We start from the raw sequence: 26,120 nt of genomic DNA, 5'->3' as shown, positions 1-26,120 counted from the left end.
TCTGACCAACTTCAGTCAAACCTCCAACAGCCCCCATATCCTAAAATGGTGTAACTGTTAGTTTCATCTTGACGCTACTTGTGAAGACCTATAGAAATAGCAAAAAATATCAAGTTCAAGCTTTCGAGTGGGTTCATAATATTTATGAAAGGAACGGTGCTGTGCATGGAGAAAACAAAAGTGTATTTTAAAAATTTTATTGGTACAAGCTATGAAGTTGGAACAGAAATAGGACAATGGGTTCTCTCAACTCCGAGTTTGCTAAAACAGGTTCTATTGCCGCCTAATGCTTATCCAAATGACAAGTTTACAAAAATTACGGATTTGCTGGATAGGTATTGCCAAGGTATCAACGAAGAAATAAAGGGCTTTGCAGATACGATTGGGGTATCATCAGAGCAGGCTCTTTTTTATACCATGACCTATTTAGAACGTGGATGCAGCCTGATGGCAGTATTACCAAGCAAGTCAAAAAGCGGGCATACATTAATGGCCAGAAATTATGATTTTAACAATGAAATGGAAGAAATGTGCTTCGCTTTTACTAATATCAAAGGTAAATATCGTTATATTGGTTCTACATTGAATCTGTTCGGCAGATGTGACGGTATGAATGAACACGGCCTTGCCGTTTGTAAAGCAAGCAACGGTGTACCTGTAGGCAATTTTGAAGGAGGGCAAAAAGCTGGAGCCACAGGTTTTAGTTTCTGGGTTGTGGTTCGGAGTATACTGGAAAACTGCAAAACCGTTCAAGAAGCAATAGAATGGACAATGAGCGCACCTATCGGTTATAACATGAACTTGATGTTAGCTGACAGCAGTAACAAAATAGCGTTGCTTCAATGTATGGACGGACACAAATCCTATAAGTTATTAGATGAATATAGCGAGGAAGCTTTTCTAAGTGTTACAAATCACGCGGTATTGGAAGATATTAAGCCCTATCAAAAAATGATAATTGAAAATTCGGTAGTACGAAACAATAAAATTGTTGAGGTGTTTACAGGAAAGAAACAGCTCTCAAAAAAAGATATGAAAACTCTTTTGTCCACTTCCTATCCGGACGGTCTTTGTTGTCACTATTATAAAGAATTTTTTGGCACATTACGCTCTATGATATTTGATGTAAACGATAAAACTATAGAAATGACATTTGGCTCTCCACAAGTTAATGAATGGCAGACCTTTTCTGTGGGAGCGTTAGAAATGCAAGAAGTTGAAGTATTGTTGCCGCAAGAAAAAGCCAGACCTGACTTTTATAAAATAAGCTGATATTTCTAGAGAGGAGGAAACCTCATTGATCAACAACAGAGCAATAGGAGAAGCAATCGTATTTATTGAAAATAGTCTGTACGAGCCTATCGCCGCGTGTGATGTTGCTAAAGCGGTTTCCTACTCTTATTATCATTTCCATCGGTATTTTCAGGCCATCATGGGGGAAACGATAGGGAGTTACATAAGAACCCGGCGTTTAACACAAGCCGCATGGGATTTGGTGCACAGTGAAAAAAAGATATTAGATATCGGAGTTTCCCTTTATTTTGAAACAGCAGAAAGCTTTACAAGAGCTTTTAAAGACCGGTATGGTATGACCCCAACAGAGTATCGAAAAAATGGGATAGACGTCTTGATAGGAAACAGGCCACCCGCGCAAATTTCCGATAATATAGTACACCCATATGCTGATTTAAGCCCGCAGATTGTTACAGTTCCAGAAACCTACACTATGGGTATTCGTTTCATAACAACCATTAGCAGAAATGAAAGCATCGCTATGTGGCAGCTTTTTAACCAGCAGATTCCTGATACCTTTGCGGGTACAAGATACGGTATTTTTGAAGCCGGAGAAACTTGTGCTGCAGATGTATTTAATCCTCAAAGCGAAACCACAGCGTTTGTAGGAATTGAATTTCCAAAAGAGCAGCCTATTCTTAGAGGTATGGAAAGAAAAACAATACGCGGCGGAAAATATGCAAGGTTTATTCATAAAGGAATCGTAAAAGACTTAATGCAGACCTATCATTACATTTGGGGCGTCTGGTTTCCTAAAAGCGGCTATGAGCTTGATAACCGTGATGACTTTGAATGTTATACTGAACGATTTGCAGGAGAAAACATAGAAAGCTCTGAAATTGATATTTACTTTCCGATTAAGTAGAAAATCTAGACTTTCCCGTTTCCGTGTTTTTAGCTTGAGTATTTAGATTGCAATGGCGGCGTTTAGACATATGGCTTCCTTCGTTTTTTTCTAAGGGATGTACAGGATTGTGTTCGCAAAGTAACCTTTACTGCAAACTGGGCACTATATTAATAAAGGATATATTGTTCGAAGTATGCCGCAAAGAATAACCTCAGATAGAAAAAGCACCAAATACGGCTTAGGCGGAATTTGGTGCTTTTTTGCTGTTGGCTTTCTCTCTAACAATTTAGATGTACGTTCCTATGTAAGGAGCGGCTCTATTTTGGGCCGAACGTGAGGCACCTTTGGAGATTTCAATCCACGCTCCTCCGTAAGGAGCGACCACTGATCGGTACGTATCACAGGCCCGAGTAATATTTCAATCCACACTCCTATATAAGGAGCGACGGCCTCCAAGGTTAAAGCCCTTCGTCTATTGAATTATTTCAATCCACGCTCCTACATAAGGAGCGACATTGGCTTCCTACAGAACTTTTTTGACATTGAAGGATTTCAATCCACGCTCCTACATAAGGAGCGACTATTGATGGCTATCGGGCTAATGGTCGCCCTGTTCAATTTCAATCCACGCTCCTACATAAGGAGCGACAATCAGTATCGCCAACACCGTTCTATTGCTGGTATTTCAATCCACGCTCCTACGTAAGGAGCGACGAGGGCTGAGAAAGCAAATTCCCAAACGCGTGGATTTCAATCCACGCTCCTCCGTAAGGAGCGACCAGTATATTTTCCCATACTTCTTTGAGATCCTTCAATTTCAATCCACGCTCCTACATAAGGAGCGACAGAGGTCCGTAATGTCCCTCGTAATGGTAAAGCATTTCAATCCACGCTCCTACATAAGGAGCGACTCGCCTGGACGATGTAAATACGGAAATCGCACTATTTCAATCCACGCTCCTACATAAGGAGCGACCAATCACATTGGCAAAGCCAACGTGGGGAAGAAATTTCAATCCACGCCCCTCGTAAGGAGCGACTCGCACAGAAAGGTGTCCCACTCATCCAGGCGAAATTTCAATCCACGCCCCTACGTAAGGAGCGACTTGCAACTTCTTATCCTTGATGCCTGTCAGGATATTTCAATCCACGCCCCTACGTAAGGAGCGACCATGCAAAACGGCCCGCTGTGATAACTCTCGGATATTTCAATCCACGCCCCTACGTAAGAAGCGACATATATGCCATGATATCCGTTCGGATCGATAAGGAATTTCAATCCACTCCCCTACGTAAGGAGCGACTTTAGCAGCCCACGCCCTCCCTTCCCGGTCCACATTTCAATCCACGCCCCTACGTAAGGAGCGACCAGGCCTTTCAGGTATTCCACCAGGGACGCCAGATTTCAATCCACGCCCCTACGTAAGGAGCGACCAATTGTTGGTTCGGTAATGTTTTTGTATTTTAATTTCAATCCACGCCCCTACGTAAGGAGCGACGGAGTTTCTAATGGTACCATCTCTGGTTATGAGAATTTCAATCCACGCCCCTACGTAAGGAGCGACATACATAAGTATTCATTAATTAAATTGCAAACAAATTTCAATCCACGCCCCTACGTAAGGAGCGACGGGATGTGAAAACAGGTTTTGCATTCCAATATTGTATTTCAATCCACGCCCCTACGTAAGGAGCGACAGATACGAAGCAGCTGCGCGCTGATCCGGATCTCCTATTTCAATCCACGCCCCTACGTAAGGAGCGACATTGGGGGCCGTGGGAAAAGGTCTTCACGGATAGATTTCAATCCACGCCCCTACGTAAGGAGCGACCTTGCTGCAATATTTGCATTATTAATAGCAATTTATTTCAATCCACGCTCCCACATAAGGAGCGACTATTTACGACAAATTATTACAATTAGGCAAGCCTATTTCAATCCACGCTCCCACATAAGGAGCGACCCAGCAATAAATCATCCAGTTTGTCCCGTGCCATTTCAATCCACGCTCCCACATAAGGAGCGACAGTGTGTCTTGTGGCTCGTAAGGCTCTCTACTTCCATTTCAATCCACGCTCCCACATAAGGAGCGACACTCCTGGGTGGACTGGATTTTGATCGGGTGCTGATTTCAATCCACGCTCCCACATAAGGAGCGACCAAAGCTGTGTGAGTCAAACAGGTTGAGTTTATATTTCAATCCACGCTCCCACATAAGGAGCGACATTTCGCTGCGGCTCGCTCCGTCTTAGGCAGTGATTTCAATCCACGCTCCCACATAAGGAGCGACATAAAGCCGAAAATGCAAAGGCTGCGGAAACTGAATTTCAATCCACGCTCCCACATAAGGAGCGACGGATACTCTAAATCTATATGATTAGACTGCTGCTATTTCAATCCACGCTCCCACATAAGGAGCGACTATCGCACATCAGGTCAAGGGGTTATTCAACTAATATTTCAATCCACGCTCCCACATAAGGAGCGACGTGACGGATTGACGCGAGTGTGTGATAGTTGACGATTTCAATCCACGCTCCCACATAAGGAGCGACCAGGACTTATTCACAAAGTACCCACATTTAACTGAGATTTCAATCCACGCTCCCACATAAGGAGCGACCATGTCACAGCCCATAGTTACAAATGGATGGGGTATTTCAATCCACGCTCCCACATAAGGAGCGACGCGTGAAGCAGAGAAGATACGGGCGGATGATGCTATTTCAATCCACGCTCCCACATAAGGAGCGACTACACATAGACAGCACCGGACAAACGGTGCCATGTATTTCAATCCACGCTCCCACATAAGGAGCGACGCGCTATGAGAAGCTTCAAGAGGACATTGGCAATATTTCAATCCACGCTCCCACATAAGGAGCGACTTCCACTCAACGCCTTTTCAGTAGTACCATAAGTGATTTCAATCCACGCTCCCACATAAGGAGCGACACTCACCATGGCGGCTATCCTTGTACAATCCATCATATTTCAATCCACGCTCCCACATAAGGAGCGACCATAAATCCTTTTCCCCAGATGTTTCCTTCAATCGGATTTCAATCCACGCTCCCACATAAGGAGCGACAGCAAGAACGATGATTTCGACGTCTCGGACTTTATTTCAATCCACGCTCCCACATAAGGAGCGACGATTAAATCATCCTCGTGCCAGCGCGTCATGATATTTCAATCCACGCTCCCACATAAGGAGCGACCAATGACCTTGCTTCTGCGCCGATTGCCAACGGATTTCAATCCACGCTCCCACATAAGGAGCGACCCATAAACACCATATGCGCGGTACATTTCATATGGAATTTCAATCCACGCTCCCACATAAGGAGCGACACTCCACTTTTGCCAAGTCTTTAAGTGCAGCGTTTATTTCAATCCACGCTCCCACATAAGGAGCGACAGCGATTTTTAACCAAATAAAGGATAAAAACACTTTTATCATGATTAAAAACCGCTTAAATCCCAAAATAATTAACAATCACGTAAGAACATCTTGATCTTTATAACAAATAATGTAATAAATCCGGTGCGAAGGACCCGGGGATTTCATGTGCGCTATACATTCGCACTACAAAATTAAGGGCCCCTCCAGGTCAATGGATTTCTTTATTCCCACATGCTCGACTTTATTTTTGTGATTATTACCAAGCTGATAAAATCTTATGCTGTCTTCATCATCATCAATTATAGTCTTCAATTTTATTTTCAATTCAGCAAACTGCGCCGCATCTACAACGCACTCAAAAACAGAATTTTGAACTCTCTGTCCATAGTTCTGACAGATCTTAGAGACTTTACGCAGCCGACTCTGACCTTCACCACTTAGGGTGCTTACATCGTAAGTAATCACCACCAACATTCCTTGCACCTACTTCCACAGAAACGGAGGATACTCGTCCAAGTCATTACGCAAATGACGAGCCAGTAACAATGCCTGAGCATGTGGGACTAATCCCCATGAGATCTTCTCCCCCAAATAAGGATGCGTTATCGTTTCTTGCTTTTTGCTCTGCCAAGCAGCTAAAAATTTCTTTCTTGCCTCATCAGTCATGATCACGGCTCCATTTTCTTTCTTCAGGAAATCCGCTTTACTGATTAATTTTTTATTGATCAAGGTGAGAACAAACTTATCTGCAAAAACACCACGCAGTTCCTCCATCACATCCAGCGCCAGAGAAACTCGCCCTGGCCGATCCCGATGCAGAAACCCTACATATGCATCTAATCCAACAGCCTCCAATGCGGAAGCTGTATCATGTGTCAGCAGTGTATACGCCAAAGACAACATAGCATTCACATTATCTAATGGCGGCCTACGAGTTCTGGAATGGAAGTAGAAGTCCTCTTTTTGCTGCAAAATCATTTGATTAAACTGGCTGTAATACGTAGCTGCTGCTTGTCCTTCCAGCCCTCTTAACCGATCCAGTTGCTCACACGCCCTTACTTCAAGAATTAGCGAGGAAAGTTGCTGAGAGGTTTCTTTGAACAGTTCTACATTTACCCGCAACGGATAATCCCTTGTCATTCTCTCCAGCATCCACTTATGGTTATAAATTTTGCCGATAATAAAATTACGAGCTATCTTTGCAGAACGGACTTCATCTTCAGATAAGTTGTATTGCTTCTTGCGAAGTACTACATTCCCACGGCTCTGCCCGGTTACTCTAGCCAGATATCTGCCGTTCATGGTTAAGAACAACAAAGAAATATTGCTATCCGCACAATATCCCATTAGCGCCGGACTCGCTCCTGTGTACCCAAATGTTACAATGGACTCTAGATTATGCAGCGGGAATCTGCCCAGCTTCTCTTCCTCTTTCAGGAGCACTACATTATCCCCATCCAGTGATAAATATACTGACGGCTGTGTGATATATAGTGTATTCAGAAGTTTCTTCATTCCCTGATTTTCCCTTCAACATAACTTTTTACAGACTGCTTATTCATTAATTTAGGTAAACAAATATGTTGAAGAGAGCAACTTTTGCAAAAAGGACCAGTCTTCACTTTAGGAGTATGCCTGCGATGGTAATAGCTCTGCATCACCTCTACAATCGCCTTTACATTGGCCTTGAGTTCCGCAGTGAGGGGCACCTCAATCCGATGTTTGATCTCATTATAGAAAATATAGCCTGTTGACACCTCACACAGCAGCATTTCCTCCAGACACATAGCTTGCGCGGCAAGCTGTAGAATATCCTCATCTTCCCTTTTAGGTTTGCCACGCTTGTATTCAACCGGATAAGCCGCGTATTTGCCATCAGCGCCATTAATTTCAACCCCGCTGTCATCCCGGATGAACTCCACCACATCACAAATCCCGCTGATGTTGAGTTCGCGCGACTTCACTGGCATCGCACGAACAATGATTTTGTCGACCCGCTTCTCCCGTATAAGAGGCTGATCTGCATTCCGATGCAGATGCTGTCCTTCTATAGTCCGCACATTTTCTTCCCATTGCTGTTCAATATGTATTAATGCCCACTGCCGTTTGCAGAAATGAAAATGCTGTATCCCGGAGAGCATTAATTCATCTTCGTCATCATATTCCATCAATAACCTCAGCTTTGAGTCCTTCCATCTCACTTACAACTATTTCATAATCGGCTATTGTTTTGGGGTCATCAACCTTGGGACGTACCACTAATGAACGATGCACTTTAGCAGATGAGTACTGTCCCAGCTTGGAGTTATGCTCCCACCAATACACTTTATGTACCTCCATGCTCCCATCCGGTCTGGCCGCTGAAGCATCATTCTCAAATAGGGTGACAAGAACCTGCTTGATCTTCTCCGCATCTTCATTGGAGAACCCTGTCTTTTCAGCCAGTTGTGTATTGATACTTCCATAGAAGACATACACGCCAAAATCCACGCGATGCTTCATCCCCATGGTATCGGAACCTCTATCCTTACCTGGTTCGGAATTCACACTCTTGGTAATTTGCATACTTGTAATATCAATCGGACTGACACTGGTTGCGGTATGGATGGAGACAGGACCTCTAACCCCTACAGAAACTCCCGCTCCTTTGTCCGCTTTGAAGGCAAACACCTGGCCAAAGCTGCGTACATCCAGCCATTCCTGGCAGGCAATTCGGGCAAACTCTTCATTTGAGCTGCCTTTTGCCTTGAGAATTTTATCTAATTCCGCATTTGCATCTGCACGCTCTCTTAGGCTGTTATATGAATCAGATTTCCGGTCGTTGGACTGGACAAAAATGGATTCCCCCATATCTTGCAGACGATTTCTTATTTTGCGTTTTAGAGCGACATCTGAGATTTCTCCGTAACCATCATAATTTTGACGTGGACGGTTTCCATTGAGAGGATCGCCGTTAGGGTTGGCTTTCGTAACAGATACAATCACAGCGAAATCAATTTTGTGATCTAAAATAGTCATTTTTTATCTCTCCCCATTTTCAGATGCTTGGATGGAATCGTTGTTTTTATCTTTTTTCTGATAGAGTTCATGTCTCTGGCTGTAAAAACCTAATAAATATTTACCAGACAGCGGTTTGTTGTTGAATTGATCCAGCGGAATTTTTGAAGCTACTTCATCAATTAAACTTGAATAATACCGCAATTTTGTTCCCAGTCTAGCCTGGTGCGGCTGAATGGACTGCTGAATCGTGTTCCAGGTTCTCTCCGGATGCTGGGAGAAAGCGTTCATATAACGTATAGCATTGGTTGAGCGTTTCTCGTCGGAATCAAGAGCTCTTCTCTCCAGTACATCAGCAATAGCCAGCAATCTCCCGAACAAGTAACTGCGGTCATCAATCTCCGTGTCTAAAGCCACATTCATTTCCTCCTTGGCATTAATTAAGGCGCATGTAATACTCAGTGTCTTCTCCCATTCCCATTTCTCCATGGATACAGGATTGGATGCCCGGTAAAAAGCACTCCGTACAATATCCTGCGGAATATTATGGCCATCAACGATGCAGGGAAGAAGGCGTTCCATCACTCCCTTAACAATCTTCTCATTGGCTTTTGGACCGTACGCGGCAAAGGCAATATCTTTGGTTGCCGATGCACCATAAAACTCCACCCATTCATCCTGCGTATTTTTACGATACCGATGAAGCCATGAGCAAGTCGAATGCCAATGAACCAACTTGTCCAAATAGAGCTGCTTGTCCATGTTGCGGTAATAGAGCACCGCCAACCGACCAGTTGTTGCAGAATCAAGCACAAGTATGTTCACATCTGATTTGTATTCAGAAGCCAGCTTGTTTCTGTAGCCGTCCATCGCTTTTGCGATTTCACCAGCGTACTCCTTGTGGGTATAGCTCTTCCGTTCTCTGGCAACAGCCGGCTCCAAATCGAATGAAAAGAAATCTTCAGTAGGGTCAGGAATGTTAAGATCATCATTGCCCCAAACCAGAAACACACGCTGATCGACAATTTTGCCTTGACGGTTAATTAGCCATTTCAAGGCGTTGTGAGCCTTCTGGGATACCTCATAGCTGATACTGGCCGCATCACTGCTCTGTGTGAAACGCCCGCGGAATGTAAAACCGCTGGTATCGTTGGATGAGATGAGCTTCGCCTTGTCAGCCGCATTCCTGATTTTGTTCGCGTGTCTATCTGTGCTAGGAAGCATCCTGCCAGTAACATAACAATAATCTTCCTGACCTAATAAATGACTGTAATACTGCATGAAGGAATCATACATTTCAGGATCTTTCCACACTTTGGTCAGTTCTTTGTCCGGCGAATACACATTAAACCGAATAAAGGCACTTTCTTGTTCACCAGCAACCGCAGAGAAGATCAGCGGCTTCTCTCCATGCAAAGCTTCATACTTCTTATCCCATTTCTCAATGAGCTGATGGTCGGCGTCAAGAAACAGGATGCTGTGACTCACTAAATCCTGAATAAGCCGTCGTTTGCTCAAATAGCTGTGAATACTTTTGACTTTGGGACATGCGTATGGAGAGTCAGCCCATCCTCCTAGCTGTTTGATATATGCAGCGAAAGGCTCTTCTTTTTTGATCTTCCCGCCATACGCAAGGAAATCTCCGGCTACATAACTTAATTTGTCATGAAGCGGATAGGGAGCGACCTTGGAACCGGCGCGGCTGGCAGAGTCTTCGGTGCATGGAATTAATGTGCTGCTCTCGCTCTTATCAAGTACTGAAGCAGAGTGAAACTCGCCATCTTCTGTAACGTTCACTTCAATATGTGCGTTCTGGGTGGTGTGAGACACAGGCAGCAGAGTGTATTCTCGGTCATTGTATCTGGTCTCTATAACTCCTACACAGTCCTGATTAGATTGATACGTTTCATACAGGTTCAACAACCAGCTCATGCCTTCTCCTCCGCTTCTATTTGCGCAAGCAGTTCCTCGGCTGTCTGGAGATTCGTTTCATTAAAAGACTTCGGCTTCATCTCGGCAATTCTGCGGACCTGGGTGCATTCCTCCGGTCTGATAAAGCGTATAATGCCATCTCTCATGACAGGACTCCATAACCGCACTTCCATCTCATCTCTGCCCGTCTCGTCCGGATAGTTGATGCCATGGACCATACTGCCTAGATGAATATCACCGTAATCATTATAAAAACCTCGTTCCACACCGAAGACACAAGGCTCCACATAAGCTTGACATTCTCTCGCACCCAGGAAAATATCACGCCGCCCTCCAGCCTGCAACGATCGCTTTAACAGGTTATGATGCTTATGTTCGTTGCGGTCATGTTCCAGATCTGGCCGATTCATATTGAACTCAAAATGAGCTCGCACCTCATAGCATACATCCTTTAGGTATGTATAATTGGCAAGCGTATTGCCTCCCCCGTAATCCATCGGGCGAATCCCTTTGGACTCCATACGAATGGCATTCATAATTCGGACCTCTTCAACAATGATGTGGATTGTAGGCTTCCAATAGATGCTCTCCACAATTCCCTTAAGCGCTTGATATGTAGGAACACTGTAAGTTAACTTCTCCCCGCCAAGCTTAGTTAAGGGGTCTGTAAATAGCGCATACTTACCGTAAACTTTAAACTCTATCGAATTTCTCATATTTTCCTCCTTTCACTATATTCCATAAATTTCAGGTTCACATTTCCATGATATTCCTGGGAAAATCGACTGTCAACGAACCTATCCAAAAGAGATAGGTTCTTATTACGTTAGAACATATACATATCAAGCGGGCTGTCATTCTCAAGATTAAGTCCATATTCGGGATGGTAGGCTCCTTCTTTTAAAGCCAGAATCTTGCCATCCAGGTAAGGAACCAAAGATCCATTCTTGCTTAGCAAATCTTTCTCATAACTATAAATATTAATTGTGTATTGCTGGGCTTTACGTAATAAACGCGTCAGATCCGGTATGCTCTGTTGTCCGTTGAGTTCAGCAATAATGTCTTTCCCTTCTTCCGGTCCATCCCCAAAAGGAACCACGACAGTAGTCGTCAGGTTATCAATCACTTGAAAATTCTCTGCAGCTGTCTTATAGCTATTTAGCAGAAATAAAGGCAGAGCTGCCCTATGTTTGCTTAAATAAGCCTGATAGTATGCGTTATTCTTTCTGGGGCCTGACAGTAGAGTTGTCATTTCTTGGCCGAGCTTGGGAATAGAGTAATTCAGACTGGTAGCAAGTTCTGTATAAAATTCTTTGAAATACTTCTCCATCGCCTGAATGGACAGAATATGCCCTCCATGCAAGGATGCGTCACGGCTAAGATCAATCAGAATTTTTCTGGAGATTTCTTTGCCGATCTTTATTTCCTTCAGATGCTTCAAATTCTCTTCTATATGATCAATAACATAGACTTGACGGATCAGGTCTTCCCCATGCCGATTGCATCGCCCAGCCGCCTGTGCTATCGAATCCAGCCCCGCTAACGAACGGATCACACACTGAAAACTGACATCGACCCCAGCTTCGATTAGCTGTGTGCTGATACAGATCACAGGCTCTTTGTCCTCCAATAACGCTTTTACCTTGTCCAGTATTTGGTTGCGGTGTGCCGCACACATAGAAGTACTTAAGTGATAGATCGGAACAGACAAGTTGCGCTCATTCAGGCTTCTGTATAATGCTTGTACAACTGACTTAGTATTTAAAATGACCAGGACACTGCTTACTTCCCGCATCTGGGTTATAACAAATTCCGTAAGGGTATCGTTATCAAAATGCTCATTTGTTGCCCGATCAACAATCTCCACCCGTCTAAATGCCTCAATAACATGGTCCAAATTGTGAATCATTTCAGCTTCGGGTTCAATTTCCAGCTTAAGCCGGACATAATCCAGTTCAGGCTGTGTAGCCGTACAAAGTACAATACTGGAATGGGCGTATGACTTCAGAAAGTTCAGAGCCTGATTGAATAAAGAAACACATCGGACTGGAACCTTCTGCACTTCGTCAAAAACGATTACCGACTCACTTAGATTATGTAATCTGCGGATATTGCGGCTTCCATCTGCATAGAACACATTCAAGAACTGTACCATTGTTGTGAAAATAATCGGAGCATCCCAGTTATCCTTAGCTAGTTTTAATTTTTGACGGAGACTTAGCGATCCATCTTCATGCTCATCATCCTGAGTCTCTTCTTCAACAACATTCGAATGATGCTCCAGAATATGCTCATCATCCTTCAGAATGGAGCGAATCTCATTTGCGTTCTGTTCAATGATTGTGGTGTACGGAACAACATAAATAATATGTTTTTTCTCTTTCAGGAGAGCGTGCTTCAACGCATATCTCAAGCTTGCCAATGTCTTCCCCCCACCGGTAGGTATGGATAGGGTATATATACCGGATGGTTCGGCAGCAAATTGTTCACATTGCTCAGACATGCCTTGCCTAAGCTGGTTTATCGCGGAATGGGCATGTTTATGGTTGTGGAAGGAATCAATCTTCGTCATCAGCTTCGTGTAATAAGCACTGAACAGCTGTTGGGGGTTATATGAAGGGTCTGGCTGATTTTCTTCAAAGCATCGGGTGTTGGTCCGGTCAGCATCGATCAGCGCACTGAATACATATTTGGTCAGGAACATTAATTTTAATTCCGTGGTTGATGAAGAATCTACTTTAAGATAATCGCTTAATTCTTCTACAGCCTTGTCCACATAAAGATGAAACTCAGTTTCATTCATGACAAGTTCAAAAAAGCTGTCCTTAGCGCGTTCGAATTCCGGAAGGCATTTATCCTGAACACGATTTAAGAAATTGGATTCCGAATCGGGATTAAGAAAATCCTGCAAGTAGGAATGGTGCGAGAGAATTGCATTGCCTACCACTTCAGCCAAAATCATTTTGTTGATATGGGCTTCTTTGTTGGAGAGATCTGCCGGAACCCTATGAAATCGTTCAAACAGTAATTTCCCACCCGCAGTTGAGTGATCAACGCTGCCTCTTGAGGGCGGGGCCTCAGGATGGTAGACGGCTTGCACTATGTAATTTCTGAACTCCTCTGTATATTTGCCCAGATCATGAAGCATCCCTGCGAGCCCGGCCATATACTTGATTCCAAGCTTCTTACCATACTTCTCAGCTAGCGTCCGCACTTCTAACAAATGCTCAGTGACGGTCTGGACTTTCATGTCACTTTCCCGGATGTGAGCTATGTATTCCATGGTTCTCCTCCTCAAACAAACAGATGAACAATACCACATCTAAGGAACATACGTTTCCCTAATTATAACAGCATAATAAGGAAAAATCCGACATTTTCCGGAGAACAATCGAACATTTTTTTACAGTTTTCGCACAAAAAAAGTAAACGTCCAAAAACCCACTCATATTAAGATGGTGTGGGCTTTTAGATGCGTATATCCTATCGGTTTCGTTTGACTATTAGTTCAATCTATCTCCTGCATGGGGAGCGACCAAGTAAAGGAATGGAGCAACGCCGAGCTCAAACGATTTCAATCCACGCTCCCATAGAGGGAGCGACTATCAACCCGTTTACCAAGGCGATAGCGCTTGCCTTGATTTCAATCCATGCTCCCATATATGGAGCGACGTGATTTGGAATATCAAGCGAAACTCCAGGAGGATTTCAATCCACGCTCCCACATAGGGAGCGACACAAGTGCTAATCGTGGATATGTTAATGCTGCCAAATTTCAATCCACGCTCCCATATAGAGAGCGACTTGATACTGGTAAATGCTGTTCCTCGATCATCAACTATTTCAATCCACGCTCCCATATAGAGAGCGACCCTTTGTCGCCTCGGGTGACTGTAGCCGCATTATATTTCAATCCACGCTCCCATATAGGGAGCGCCCCCTGATCGAGGCAGACGGCGGCGCCTGGAAGGTCATTTCAATCCACGCTCCCACATAAGGAGCGACAAGTCATCTTTGACCGTAACGTCACCGACAACCTATTTCAATCCACGCTCCCACATAAGGAGCGACCAATCCCCCGGATGCTCAATGAGCAGCAGGTAGTGATTTCAATCCACGCTCCCACATAAAGAGCGACTTTTTCTATAACCAAATGGTGCAACACTCCCAGTATTTCAATCCACGCTCCCATATAGAGAGCGACCCCAGGTGCGGACGGCCTTCCTGGCGTCCCTGGTGATTTCAATCCACGCTCCCATATAGAGAGCGACAACAGCATAGGAGCCACAAATAAGCCCTCCAAAGAGATTTCAATCCACGCTCCCATATAGAGAGCGACCATCATTTGATAAAAAGTACCTTACCCAATCAGCGGATTTCAATCCACGCTCCCATATAGAGAGCGACGCGCTTCTGATAATCTGCATACTCCTTCGTTCCTGATTTCAATCCACGCTCCCATATAGAGAGCGACATATACTCTAAATTCAAACCGTTCCCGGTGTGATAATTTCAATCCACGCTCCCATATAGAGAGCGACCCAAAGTAGATGATGCGAATCGGCTGGACGTAATCATTTCAATCCACGCTCCCATATAGAGAGCGACTTCGACCAGTTGTTAATATCCTGGGCCATCCCGCCATTTCAATCCACGCTCCCATATAGAGAGCGACGAGGTTCTATAGATAGCAATCTCATAACCGTATTATTTCAATCCACGCTCCCATATAGAGAGCGACGCCTCAATCAGCATCCGACATCGCAAAGGTCGGTATTTCAATCCACGCTCCCATATAGAGAGCGACATAAGGCCGCCGGAGTAGAGTATCAAGATTTCAAATTTCAATCCACGCTCCCATATAGAGAGCGACACGAAAAGGCAGCATTCTGGCCGTTGGTACCTTTATTTCAATCCACGCTCCCATATAGAGAGCGACGTTAAATCGTTGATGAACGATCTTGGCGTTGATACCATTTCAATCCACGCTCCCATATAGAGAGCGACGCCGGGGAGATCAACCAAAAGATTGAATCGTTGTGATTTCAATCCACGCTCCCATATAGAGAGCGACATAGCATCAATAATTTTGTTCGAGAGTATACAGATTTCAATCCACGCTCCCATATAGAGAGCGACTTCCTCTTCTTCATCTAAGCCGGCCCAATAGAGGGCATTTCAATCCACGCTCCCATATAGAGAGCGACTAACATACTTCATGGGAAAGGATGGTAGTAAAATATTTCAATCCACGCTCCCATATAGAGAGCGACATTTTTCTAGCAGAAGCTCTAATTCGTCCATTGATTTCAATCCACGCTCCCATATAGAGAGCGACTGGCAGCATCCGGGCCTACAATTTTGCCCGATAGGATTTCAATCCACGCTCCCATATAGAGAGCGACGCTGAACACAAAGCGCCCTGCTCCCGGATCACAATTTCAATCCACGCTCCCATATAGAGAGCGACCAAGTTTGTATTTCTGATCTTTATCAAGATTGGTATTTCAATCCACGCTCCCATATAGAGAGCGACTTACTGATTTTGGGATGTATGGTAGCCTTGGAAATATTTCAATCCACGCTCCCATATAGAGAGCGACGGCGATTTCGCACTTAAAAACAGCATAAACTAATGTTCAGCATTCTTAAATCCACTTTATTACGATAGATACCAAGTTTCAGTGAAATCTATCCTAATATTTCTTGTAAATAATGTAATAAATCAGGTGCGAAGGACCCGGGGGGTTCATGTGAGCTATACATTCGCACCAGAAATTTGACCTCCAAATGTAGGTACCCGAGTATTGTACGCCATTTCAGATCATGCGAGCAGTATATTTCCCTACTAATGACAATTTTATCAAGCCGAAAAAGGCTACACTCTTACATTGTGGCAATGTCAGTCTTGAATTGATGGTGACTACGCAATCTCCATACTGAGCGCATATGGTAATGGGCAGAAATTGAGAGTATTGAACAAAATATCTCCTTAGCTTAAAGCTTTACTCTAATTCATATTGTTAGGCACGGAGCAGATGACTAACCAGCAGCTTAACTATTTCAGTTTACGCTCCCACGCATACTCGTACCTTTATTTAGAAATGTTAGTATTGAACATGTCCACATAAGCCATATGCGGGAAGAGGATCGGATTGTTAATGAGCATGAGCAGTTGATTTAACTGAAATGTAAGAGAAAGCAATCCGATTTCCTTAGTCCTCGCTTTATCCTTATACACCTTATAGTTGTCCACTTGCAGTGCTTTTTGAAAGTCTTCTGATGGTTCTTTTGTGTCAAATGGCTTAACGATGTGTTCATAACGGGGGTCTTGTTTATGGTTCAATGAGTCATACCATGATGGCAAATCCTTTAAGTCAGGTTTCATTTCCACTCTCAGACGTTCGCCTTCGGGATGTATCACGATGTCAAAGAGATCATCATACTTACTGGACGAAGTATCTTTCGTATGGCATAAAATTTGAATAGGACGAGTGGAAGTCTGTGCTAACTTGTCCCTGTCCGATTTTTCTAATTTCTCTGGTTCTATTCTAAGCTGACCATCTTTATCCAGTATATAGTCATATTCTCCTTTAGCGATACCAGTGTGAATACGGGCCACTGACTTCAAGGAAGTTTTAAGATTAGTAATACTCTTGGACCAAGTCCTCAAATTTTCCCTTTTGTTACGCCCGTGAATATTGTTGCTCTTACACTGCACTACAACGGCAACAGCTTCAATCGGGATGTATTTAATCCGCCCAAGCCGGAAGATATAGGGAGTATATTGCTCGTCAAATATTGCTAGATCCACTTCCTTGGACACCAGACCATGCGAATCAATAATGAAGACGGACTGCTCAATGGAAAATTTACGGGGAATAATCTGCTCGAACAAAGATTTCCAGATGTCTTCTCGGAACGTTCCACTGGTTACATGGTGGCTCCCGGCTGCCATGCGTAGTTGACTGGTAATGCTCTCTTCCAGATGGATATAATTCTGGGCAATTTGCTGAATAATTTTGGGGGCAGCCTTTCTCATTTCTTCCAACTCTTGTTCTGATGATGGCTGTTTATCCTTCATTCCCTTTCTCTCCTGTCCGCTTGAAGCATCCGGCCATAGCCTGCATTAGTTTTTCCGCCGATTCCCTCATATTGCAAAGCATGACTCACAATTTCCTGAGCAATGTTCAGCCACTGCCTGGCATCTTCCTTCTCTACCCTATCTGACGGACAAGTAAGCAGGAAGCGAAAGGAAGCATTTACTGCGAGAAAGGGAAGCGGGACTGGATCATCGTCATCTCGCGGTGCAGAGGCTTTTTGCTGATCCGTTCGCTGCAATTGAATAGAATTATAGTTTTGATGATGTGGAGTCATCACGTCATCTATCAACGCGCTTTCAGCAGTAGCAGGAGTAACCCAAGCATCTTCATAATTGATATAACCTGCCTGATCCTGTGAACCAAACAATGCTTCATAATATTCACCATCACTCAAAAAAGCAGGATTCTCCGCCCCCAGCATGCAATGACAATAATTCGCCGTAACACCTTTTATAGCACTGCCTGGAATGTACGGCACACCATAGATGCGATGCAGCATCAGGGAGGTTTCCAGTGCGGATACCCCTCCGTGTCCGATTAGAAGCGGCGAAATGCTTGCCATCTCGAACTCTATACACCGGGAATCCCCCAATGTATCATGCAGCTTTGTGCTATAATGCTCGTATCTTTGCTCATACCAAATACAGGACTGCTTCCAGTCCGCTTGGTATTCTTTAATTAGCTGCCTGTAAAATTCACCTTTAGTATTCTGCAGATCGCCATTTACAACTCGGTATAACTTCGAGCCTTTGTTTGAGGCTTCTTGTTTGGTTATTGCCAAGTACGCATTCAACGTAAGACCTCCTTTCTTCGGTTAACTATCCAGCCCATCAGCTGCCTCCACCTTGAGAATAGCTTCTGCATAACGTTTGAACCAGACTGCCGCTTGAAGCACATGCCGGGTCAGATCGCGGTAATCCATCATATCATTAGTGCTTAGCCCCGTTTCCCAAGCAGCAGAACCCACAGCCGCAGCCAAATCCTGCAGGTAGCGCTGATGCAGAGTCTTCTGAGATTTACCTTTACTCTGAAAAAAGGCCACGGTCAATCGCAATCCATTTACTTGGACCATCGAAGGAAATAGCAGGCACAATCGCCCATAATCTTTATTGTTGCAGTCTGGATCTGCTTCTACTGAACGGATGCTCTGCATCGCTTTTTCCGCATAAGTATGTGCTGCTGATTTCATCAGGCTCCCCCTTTCACGTATCTGCACCGGATTCTGCCTTTACCTACCGTGGCATTGCCCCCGATCTGCAAAAAAGCTTCCTCAGGAAAAATATCCAGCAGCCCCCGATTCTCCAGTGTTTTCACAGAAATCCCGTCACTCCAGATCACACCATAAAGGATGGATTCCACCGGTAAATATTCTTCATTCCACAGCGCGCCGGGCTCCACGCTACCGGTTTCCAGACCAATTCGAATCCGTGGCACGACCTCGCTGCACATTGAAACGAAATACTGAAAAGCTTCATCAGAGACAAGCAGCATCCGTTCCTTGAGCATGGTCTCAGAGAGTTCATCCTTCACGAATATCTGCCCCGCCAGCCAATCTGTCCATTTTGCAAAAGCTTCGTCTTTCACGGCTCCACTGGTGAATTCGTCAACAAATACTTCGTTGTTCTTGTCAAGTTTACTGTCAGTGTGGAGCATGACCACCCCTGAATTCACTACAGACTCCAGCGCTGCCCAGTCGAATTCAGGCATATCGACGCCCGCAGCTACCGTATCCCGTCTGAAGCGCTTTAGTACAAGCGGACAAGTTACATAAGCGAATGTGCCATAACGGCTTGCCACTGGGAAGGCCAAGATTTTGGCGTCTGACATCACTAACGCTCCTGCATTTCCATCGTCTAATTCGAAACCATCATCACTATTGAAGTTTGTCCCTTTATTAGATGCTTTGCCAAAGGCACTATTTAGCCACTTCTCGGGTTGCTTGTGGATACCGCTTTTGAAAAATACCCGATGCACCCCTTTCATGCTTGAGCCTGGCAGGTAGGGCCATTCCGTCACTTTTTCGCGAATCATCGGCATATCAATGATACCTACACCTTGTCCTGTACCGATATGTACTGAACTCATACAATGCACATAGTACAATCTGTTGTTAGTCATCTTATGTCCCCCTTATCCATTCCTTTATGATGTCCATACGGTGTCCACACACCCCAGGTTGCCAATCCATACCCATCCTGCTTGTCAAAAAAAGCCTTGCGCCGATCCTCATCAGACATGGAAGTCAGCCAATTCCGCCGAACAAATTCCACCGGATCACCACTGATAACCTTGAAAAAATAAACACTGCCTGCTGCAACCATACGTCTTACCGCCTTCGGCTGATTATGTCGATAGCTCCAACCCGAGATCCCTTCCCAGCGCGGCAGGCAAGCCCAACACAATTCTATTTGCAGTTGTTTGTCGAACCTATCAGTCGATCTCAAATCTCCATCCAGCCATCCCGGCAACCATCCTTTGGAGAAATAGGCGGAAGTAGCCAACACCATCCGCAGATATCTTGGATTCTCAGCTACGGCCTGCGCAATGGCTTCCGGACATTTCCAGATATTATCCTGTATCTCTTGGTCGTCAATCTCTCGAAAATGAGCCAGCCGCCGCTTGCCGCCAAAAGAGTGGATGCCGCTGATTGTACCTTCCCATTTCACATCTGAACCTATACTTGCACTGGCAATAAGCGATACATCCGGGGGAATCACCAGAGATTCGGTAGAAAACAGGGCTTTGTCCTGTACCGTTGAGGTTTCCGCTTGTATTGCGGTATGCGTACGTACCTCCTTCACAAAAGGAGCGATAAAATGCACCTTATCCTCCGGTTTGCTTCGCCATTCTGCTATCGCAGCACTCCACTGCTCGGGCTGTAAATTATCGCAAAGCCACTTAATCATCCACTCAGCGGAGATATAAGCTGGCGCAGACTTAAGAGGCTTCCGGATTTCCGTATCCATCGAGACCGGCCATAGCTTATCCTCATGGAGGCTGGTTTTGCCGGTACCGAGGAACCCGTGAAGATGGGTGGGCGTATTCTTCGCTGGTTCGATAGGCCGCCTTACATTAACATGTATGCTCGCAGGATCTTCCTGTAGCCCAGGCTCATACAGATCCAAATCATAGGGCATCGGCAGAAATAATCTGTCATTCAACATATATAACGGTCCACGTATATCAACCTTAGCCACAGTCGAGGGTTTCCCCTCCCGTTCCGCATCCTTAGTCGTTGTACCGAATGTTCCCGCTGTATTATTTTTTTGCATCAAGGTACGCAAGGTTCCAGCTACTACGCCAGGTGTGACTGTACCCAAGGTATGTGCTCTCGCCCCAGGCGTATTGCCGAACGGCCTGCCATCCCGGATCATGAGCGGATCAAGAGGTTGAATTTGTATCGTTCGTTCCATAGGCTCCCCCTACTTTCTCCAGAGTTACTGCAATAACGCATTGTTCTGCCAAACGATTCAAGAGAACCAACGGGTCTTTAACACGATCAGAATCGGTTTGTTCCAACCCTTTAAACACAGATAGCACTTCTTTTATTATTTCGTCCTTGCTCTTAAATTCAGGCTTTTTGAGCAACAGTAGCCGCCGAATTTCAAAGTACAGCAATTCTCCCATCCCCTCGTTTTGGAGGGACCCGTGTGCTTTTAAATCCAAGTACTCAGCGTGCAACTGTCTTAGTCCGTAGGCAAAAGAAGTTGAAATGTATCTATTTCTATACAAGGATTGTAATTTCACAATAGTATTCACGGGATTCTCAGAAAACGGCAAGCTAACCCTCATCTCCTCACTTCCGCTGCGCTTCTGAAAGTGAATAGCCAGTTCATCACGACGCACCTTGGCCAGAGCCTCTGCTGCTCGCGCTATCAGCAAAGAGTCTTCCAGCGGCTCAAACATATGTACAATCGCTATACCCACAGATAATGTTGGACGCTGATCTTCATCCGGCAGTGCCAGGGTCATAGTATTAGTAAAAGCTTGCCGAATCTCTTGGGCTGCAGCCAGACAGCGATGAACCGGGAGCAAAGCCATCAGGTCATCCCCGCCGCTGTAAATCATCTGTCCTTTAATATCGTCTTTGAATACAATCCGCTCTACCTCCGAAGCAAACCCGGAGAGGTGTTCAGTGAACGACTGATGCTCTGCAGGGGTCTTCATTTTGCGCAGGGCATCACCCATGCGGTCGCCATCTCCTACAACTAGAGCGTAATAGGGAGTAGGTTCTTTTAGGATTTTTCCATATAATTCTTCAAGTGAGGTTAGGATGTTTTGAGTAATTTCCAGTTGCTTAACTCTATTTATCGGTTTCTTCATCTCGGCAGCGAGTTCTACCACGGCCTCTTCAACCCTGCTGGTATAGAACATCTCGGACTTATAGGATTGCAGGTCACTGCCGGTAAGCTTTAATGCAGTCCCATATTTATGCTTCAAATCCCGGTAGTACTCATCCACCGCTGTCTTCATCCACTGGTTCCTTGAGGCCCCCAATTCATCTCGAAACTGTTGGAACGCAACATCACATACGGACTTGAATTCCTTCTTATCCACAGTAAAACGGGACAAGCGTTTGACCAGCGAGATCGCATCTAGTGTTTCTTTGTGCTTGATGCCAAATCCGGCGTAGGACATATATTGGGAAGGTTTCAATACAGATTCCCTTCCGCTATCAAGGCCCGATTTATCATCACCAAAAAGGTCTGCCGGCTCGTTGGGCCGAAAGTCACGCAAGGTTTTACGGGCTGCCATGAGCTGTTCGGTCTGCTGCAACACCTCTGCATATTTCTCTTCACTTTCCAGCTCCGACCAAACGGCATAAAATTCGATGAAGTCCTTAACTTGTCTTTCCCACATTGGTCCTATAATACCGCTGCCTAACTCCTCTTTAGCTTTATTTGCATAACCCAGCCACTTCGTCACTACTGCTCGTCTCACATCCAGCGCTACCGCTTTCGGATCATTAGTAGGGACAATCGCAAGCACCTTGTTAGCCACTTTGAGATCATCCAGTCCGTATGCAATCTTTTCCTTATGGATATAGGGGAAAATCATACGGGCATTATGGGCCTCCGCTAACCTGCGCGCAGCTTCCTTGCTAATTTCAGACAGCAAATGAGACCCAAACCACAGATCTCTCGTCTTACGCGCCTGGGCGATAAACTCCTGAACGGGGCCAATGGAAATGAGCATTACTACTTCTGTTTGGGGTTCGGCCTGTAGGAAGTTCTCTTCCATTCCTTTACCTCCTCACTCTCTAAAAAAGCCTGAATTGCACTCTTCTGCCCCTGCTTCATAGGACTTCCCGGATAACTAAGTTCTTTATATATATCTTTTTCTCTAATAGGCTTGTGAGCGACAAGCTCTTCGATACTTTCTATGTGAGCAAAGTCTCTGGGCGATCTTTTTCTCTTATCTTCCTTATTTTCTATTACTTTCAACTCCAACTCCGATAATCGGGGCTGATTCAGTTTTACAATAATCCCCACTCCACGTTTATCACTACGTGCAAGCGCCTTAGTAATAAGCGGTGAAGCAAGCCTGCTTTTGTCTTTGGGTGCCAATTGCATATTATACGGCTCTCGAAAATTTGAATATCGTTTCTTTAAATATTCATCTTGTTTAAACTGGAAAATAATAGGAAGTCCAAGCTGTGCGCGTGGAAAAGAAAAAAACTCCTGCTTTTTAAATGGAGATGGTTTTTTATGATCTTCCTCAGACATGCCAGTAACCCGCCGCAGCGAATCCGCTTCCGGCCATAGGCTGCGTTCGTATTTAGGAGGTTTAGAGTAAATATACGTGTTGTTCGGTTGCGACCTGAAGTTGTGATACAGCTTAATCACATCGTTCCAAGCTGAAATCATGTCTCTTTCATATTCTTGAATAATTACGCTCCTTGACAGAGTAGGCCATTCCTTCTTCTCCAATTGCGTATCCAGCTCCAATTCATAATCCGCAACTTTCCCATGAAACCAATCTTCATACTTGGGATGTGTAGACGTACGCTCTGGCGCAAAATCCTTGCAATACAAGCTACCGCAACCACGCCGGGTTCTGCTTCCAAGTCCACCGAAATTAATCCAGGCCCACAATGCAGGAGTGATTTCCTTCCGTAGTTGCTCTACATTAAGAAATGGCTTTGAGCCATTCTCCAAGGTATCCGCCTGTTTGGGAAGTCGTGGGGTATAGCGGATTGTTAATTCAAATTGCTGCATATTAGACCCGGGATTATTTTTGTCGAATGGAAATACTGCATAGCGCGGCAATCTAACAGTCCTTTTTGGGGTCTCATTATTAATTGATGCTGAATGCTCTTTTCCCTTTTCAGGCTCTGTTTTATTGAAAATATGTACCGATATCTTCACCCTGCTGGGTGAATGAGAATCCCCAAAAATTTCGACCTCGCGCTGGCGGAGTTCAGTAACACTCTCAAATGCCGCTCCTCGCGTGGCTCTCCACCAGAATCGCAAATGGCCACGAATTGAAGCACTTCGAATCGGAAAAGCAGAATCCGTAAATCCAGGTTTACTGCCGCCCCCAAACATAGGAGTAACTATAGTAATATTGAATCTGTCTTCCGGCACCTTTTTTCTGGATTCTTGTATGTCCTTTATTACCAAATCCAGCGTAGGAGGTTTTATTTCCTTTTTAGGATCCATGAACATGAACTTCACCTCATTTCTGACTAATTACAAGACTAGTACTTTTAACATAGAAAGAAGCACGGATATGAGCTAAAAGAATTATTTCATAGCAATATTATACATTTATATGGAATTTTTTACAGATTAATTTTCCATGATTCTACATAAAATTCATTTCTTCGGGGAAATTCACACGGGAATAAGTCTGCTGGATGCAACAAAGCACCAAAAGTTTTGCTAATGCAGCAAACTTCTGGTGCTTTGCAGTATCTGGGGTTATTTGAAGGTTCAAACATTATGCTTTTGCGGCTTGGAAGAAAATTTAAGTTTCAACTGGATTTAGGATTTTGGTACACGTTCCCGCGTAGGGGGCGACTATCAGCAGATTAATTCTGTAACAAATTCTGTGATTATTTCAATCCACGCTTCCACATAGGAAGCGACGAAGTCTTACCGCTGTCTTCAGCACCAAGCAGGCATTTCAATCCACGCTCCCACATAGGGAGCGACTCAGTTAAACCCCCTGTACCTGATGTGCCTGCTTATATTTCAATCCACGCTCCCACATAAGGAGCGACAAATGAGCAAACAAATCTATAACCCAACAGTCCAAATTTCAATCCACGCTCCCGCATAAGGAGCGACAGCTATGGTAAGCCCAAGGAGCTACAGTTGCGGCTATTTCAATCCACGCTCCCACATAAGGAGCGACAGCAGCACGCCATCATTCTTAAAAATATGATTCGATTTCAATCCACGCTCCCACATAAGGAGCGACTTTCTCCGGCTGCTGCATTTGCGTCAGAGGTCGCAATTTCAATCCACGCTCCCACATAAGGAGCGACTCTACTGCCATTATTCGTCTCCTCCGATCACCCGATTTCAATCCACGCTCCCACATAAGGAGCGACGATTGCAGGAATGGCACATCGAGGCTTTAGAGAGTATTTCAATCCACGCTCCCACATAAGGAGCGACAATCCATTGTTCGAGTGGGGTTTTGTAGTAGTTGATTTCAATCCACGCTCCCACATAAGGAGCGACATTGGTGCCAAAATCCAAAATGCAGGGACAAGGCATTTCAATCCACGCTCCCACATAAGGAGCGACCTATGTGAACAGCCTATTGGCAGTCATGCTCATTATTTCAATCCACGCTCCCACATAAGGAGCGACGCAACATGAGTTAAATAGTGTAATGAGCGCGGAGATTTCAATCCACGCTCCAACATAAGGAGCGACTGAAGTAAAAAACTAATCAACGAGGGCGATGGGATTTCAATCCACGCTCCCACATAAGGAGCGACCCCGGATCGGCACAATTACCGCAGAGGTGAAAATAATTTCAATCCACGCTCCCACATAAGGAGCGACATACAAGAGGTTTATCAGATCCGGCAAGAATTCAATTTCAATCCACGCTCCCACATAAGGAGCGACTGTGCTGCGGATGACAGACTCGCCACTTGTCAGCAAATTTCAATCCACGCTCCCACATAAGGAGCGACGAATAAGCAGGACAAGATCCTGGATGATCTTATGATTTCAATCCACGCTCCCACATAAGGAGCGACAAAATGAGCATCACGATAATGATCCACGGTATATAATTTCAATCCACGCTCCCACATAAGGAGCGACACCGTGCGAGTATGGACGATGTTAAATTGATCTGATTTCAATCCACGCTCCCACATAAGGAGCGACGATAATCCCGCTGGAGTGAACAATGGACTACCAGATTTCAATCCACGCTCCCACATAAGGAGCGACCTTGACGGCCTCTTTGAGTTCTTTGACTGTTTCAGTATTTCAATCCACGCTCCCACATAAGGAGCGACTTTCGTGATTTTGATAAAGGCTTGATTGCTCCATATATTTCAATCCACGCTCC

General features: G+C 44.7%; 16 protein-coding genes and 4 CRISPR repeat arrays (1 of these 20 cut by a window edge). Of the genes, 2 read left to right on the top strand and 14 right to left on the bottom strand.

Going from position 1 to position 26,120, the window contains the following annotated elements:
• Positions 1-144 precede the first annotated feature (144 nt).
• Both PRIO_RS06995 and PRIO_RS06990 read left to right on the top strand, forming a co-directional pair.
• Positions 145-1,272, top strand: a complete 1,128-nt coding sequence (locus PRIO_RS06995) for a C45 family autoproteolytic acyltransferase/hydrolase (RefSeq protein WP_197545399.1) — start codon at positions 145-147, stop codon at positions 1,270-1,272.
• Between the two features lie 25 nt (positions 1,273-1,297).
• Positions 1,298-2,158, top strand: coding sequence for an AraC family transcriptional regulator (locus tag PRIO_RS06990; RefSeq protein WP_046501630.1), 861 nt, complete (start codon positions 1,298-1,300; stop codon positions 2,156-2,158).
• Positions 2,159-2,490: 332 nt separating this feature from the next.
• Positions 2,491-3,116: direct repeats of the CRISPR family, unit length 32 nt.
• Positions 3,117-3,213: 97 nt separating this feature from the next.
• Positions 3,214-5,562: a CRISPR direct-repeat array (repeat unit 32 nt; unit sequence ATTTCAATCCACGCTCCCACATAAGGAGCGAC).
• Positions 5,563-5,730: 168 nt separating this feature from the next.
• On the opposite strand, the gene cas2 is transcribed toward PRIO_RS06990, so the two are convergent.
• The 14 genes from cas2 to cmr1 all read right to left on the bottom strand — a co-directional run bounded on the left by cas2 (position 5,731) and on the right by cmr1 (position 24,241).
• Entirely contained in the window at positions 5,731-6,021 is a 291-nt protein-coding gene (cas2, locus tag PRIO_RS06985; protein WP_020431498.1) for a CRISPR-associated endonuclease Cas2, read from the bottom strand.
• 9 nt (positions 6,022-6,030) lie between these two features.
• Positions 6,031-7,062, bottom strand: a complete 1,032-nt coding sequence (cas1c, locus tag PRIO_RS06980) for a type I-C CRISPR-associated endonuclease Cas1c (RefSeq protein ID WP_020431500.1) — start codon at positions 7,060-7,062, stop codon at positions 6,031-6,033.
• Positions 7,059-7,715 (bottom strand): CRISPR-associated protein Cas4, encoded by a 657-nt coding sequence (gene cas4 / locus PRIO_RS06975; protein ID WP_020431502.1) that lies wholly within the window; start codon positions 7,713-7,715, stop codon positions 7,059-7,061. The genes cas1c and cas4 overlap by 4 nt, the downstream gene beginning before the upstream one ends.
• Entirely contained in the window at positions 7,705-8,565 is an 861-nt protein-coding gene (gene cas7c, locus PRIO_RS06970; protein WP_020431504.1) for a type I-C CRISPR-associated protein Cas7/Csd2, read from the bottom strand. Before cas7c ends, cas4 begins: the two co-directional genes overlap by 11 nt.
• A gap of 3 nt (positions 8,566-8,568) precedes the next feature.
• Positions 8,569-10,476, bottom strand: coding sequence for a type I-C CRISPR-associated protein Cas8c/Csd1 (gene cas8c, locus PRIO_RS06965; RefSeq protein ID WP_020431505.1), 1,908 nt, complete (start codon positions 10,474-10,476; stop codon positions 8,569-8,571).
• A complete protein-coding gene (cas5c, locus tag PRIO_RS06960; protein ID WP_020431506.1) occupies positions 10,473-11,192 on the bottom strand; it encodes a type I-C CRISPR-associated protein Cas5c in 720 nt (239 codons plus the stop codon). Before cas5c ends, cas8c begins: the two co-directional genes overlap by 4 nt.
• Positions 11,193-11,302: 110 nt before the next feature.
• Entirely contained in the window at positions 11,303-13,759 is a 2,457-nt protein-coding gene (locus PRIO_RS06955; RefSeq protein ID WP_020431507.1) for a CRISPR-associated helicase/endonuclease Cas3, read from the bottom strand.
• Between the two features lie 288 nt (positions 13,760-14,047).
• Positions 14,048-16,079: a CRISPR direct-repeat array (repeat unit 32 nt; unit sequence ATTTCAATCCACGCTCCCACATAAGGAGCGAC).
• 491 nt (positions 16,080-16,570) lie between these two features.
• On the bottom strand, positions 16,571-17,560 hold the full coding sequence (locus PRIO_RS06950; RefSeq protein ID WP_052741421.1) for a DUF6602 domain-containing protein: 990 nt from the start codon (positions 17,558-17,560) through the stop codon (positions 16,571-16,573).
• Positions 17,557-18,360, bottom strand: coding sequence for a type III-B CRISPR module RAMP protein Cmr6 (gene cmr6, locus PRIO_RS06945; protein ID WP_231869828.1), 804 nt, complete (start codon positions 18,358-18,360; stop codon positions 17,557-17,559). The genes PRIO_RS06950 and cmr6 overlap by 4 nt, the downstream gene beginning before the upstream one ends.
• A 33-nt stretch (positions 18,361-18,393) precedes the next feature.
• A complete protein-coding gene (gene cmr5 / locus PRIO_RS06940) occupies positions 18,394-18,768 on the bottom strand; it encodes a type III-B CRISPR module-associated protein Cmr5 (RefSeq protein ID WP_020431435.1) in 375 nt (124 codons plus the stop codon).
• Entirely contained in the window at positions 18,768-19,697 is a 930-nt protein-coding gene (gene cmr4, locus PRIO_RS06935) for a type III-B CRISPR module RAMP protein Cmr4 (RefSeq protein ID WP_020431434.1), read from the bottom strand. Before cmr4 ends, cmr5 begins: the two co-directional genes overlap by 1 nt.
• Positions 19,694-20,992 carry a type III-B CRISPR module-associated protein Cmr3 gene (cmr3, locus tag PRIO_RS06930; RefSeq protein WP_020431433.1) on the bottom strand — a complete coding sequence of 433 codons (1,299 nt, stop codon included), beginning with the start codon at positions 20,990-20,992 and terminating at the stop codon, positions 19,694-19,696. The genes cmr4 and cmr3 overlap by 4 nt, the downstream gene beginning before the upstream one ends.
• The gene (gene cas10, locus PRIO_RS06925; protein ID WP_020431432.1) at positions 20,961-22,820 is read right to left on the bottom strand and encodes a type III-B CRISPR-associated protein Cas10/Cmr2; all 1,860 of its coding nucleotides are present in this window, start codon (positions 22,818-22,820) and stop codon (positions 20,961-20,963) included. The genes cmr3 and cas10 overlap by 32 nt, the downstream gene beginning before the upstream one ends.
• A complete protein-coding gene (gene cmr1, locus PRIO_RS06920) occupies positions 22,778-24,241 on the bottom strand; it encodes a type III-B CRISPR module RAMP protein Cmr1 (protein WP_167345589.1) in 1,464 nt (487 codons plus the stop codon). Before cmr1 ends, cas10 begins: the two co-directional genes overlap by 43 nt.
• 397 nt (positions 24,242-24,638) lie before the next feature.
• Positions 24,639-26,120: direct repeats of the CRISPR family, unit length 32 nt; unit sequence ATTTCAATCCACGCTCCCACATAAGGAGCGAC (it continues 613 nt past the right edge of the window).

This window comes from Paenibacillus riograndensis SBR5 (genome assembly GCF_000981585.1).
GTDB classification, from domain to species: Bacteria; Bacillota; Bacilli; order Paenibacillales; family Paenibacillaceae; genus Paenibacillus_AQ; species Paenibacillus_AQ riograndensis.
This window is presented reverse-complemented; position numbering and strand designations above follow the sequence as displayed.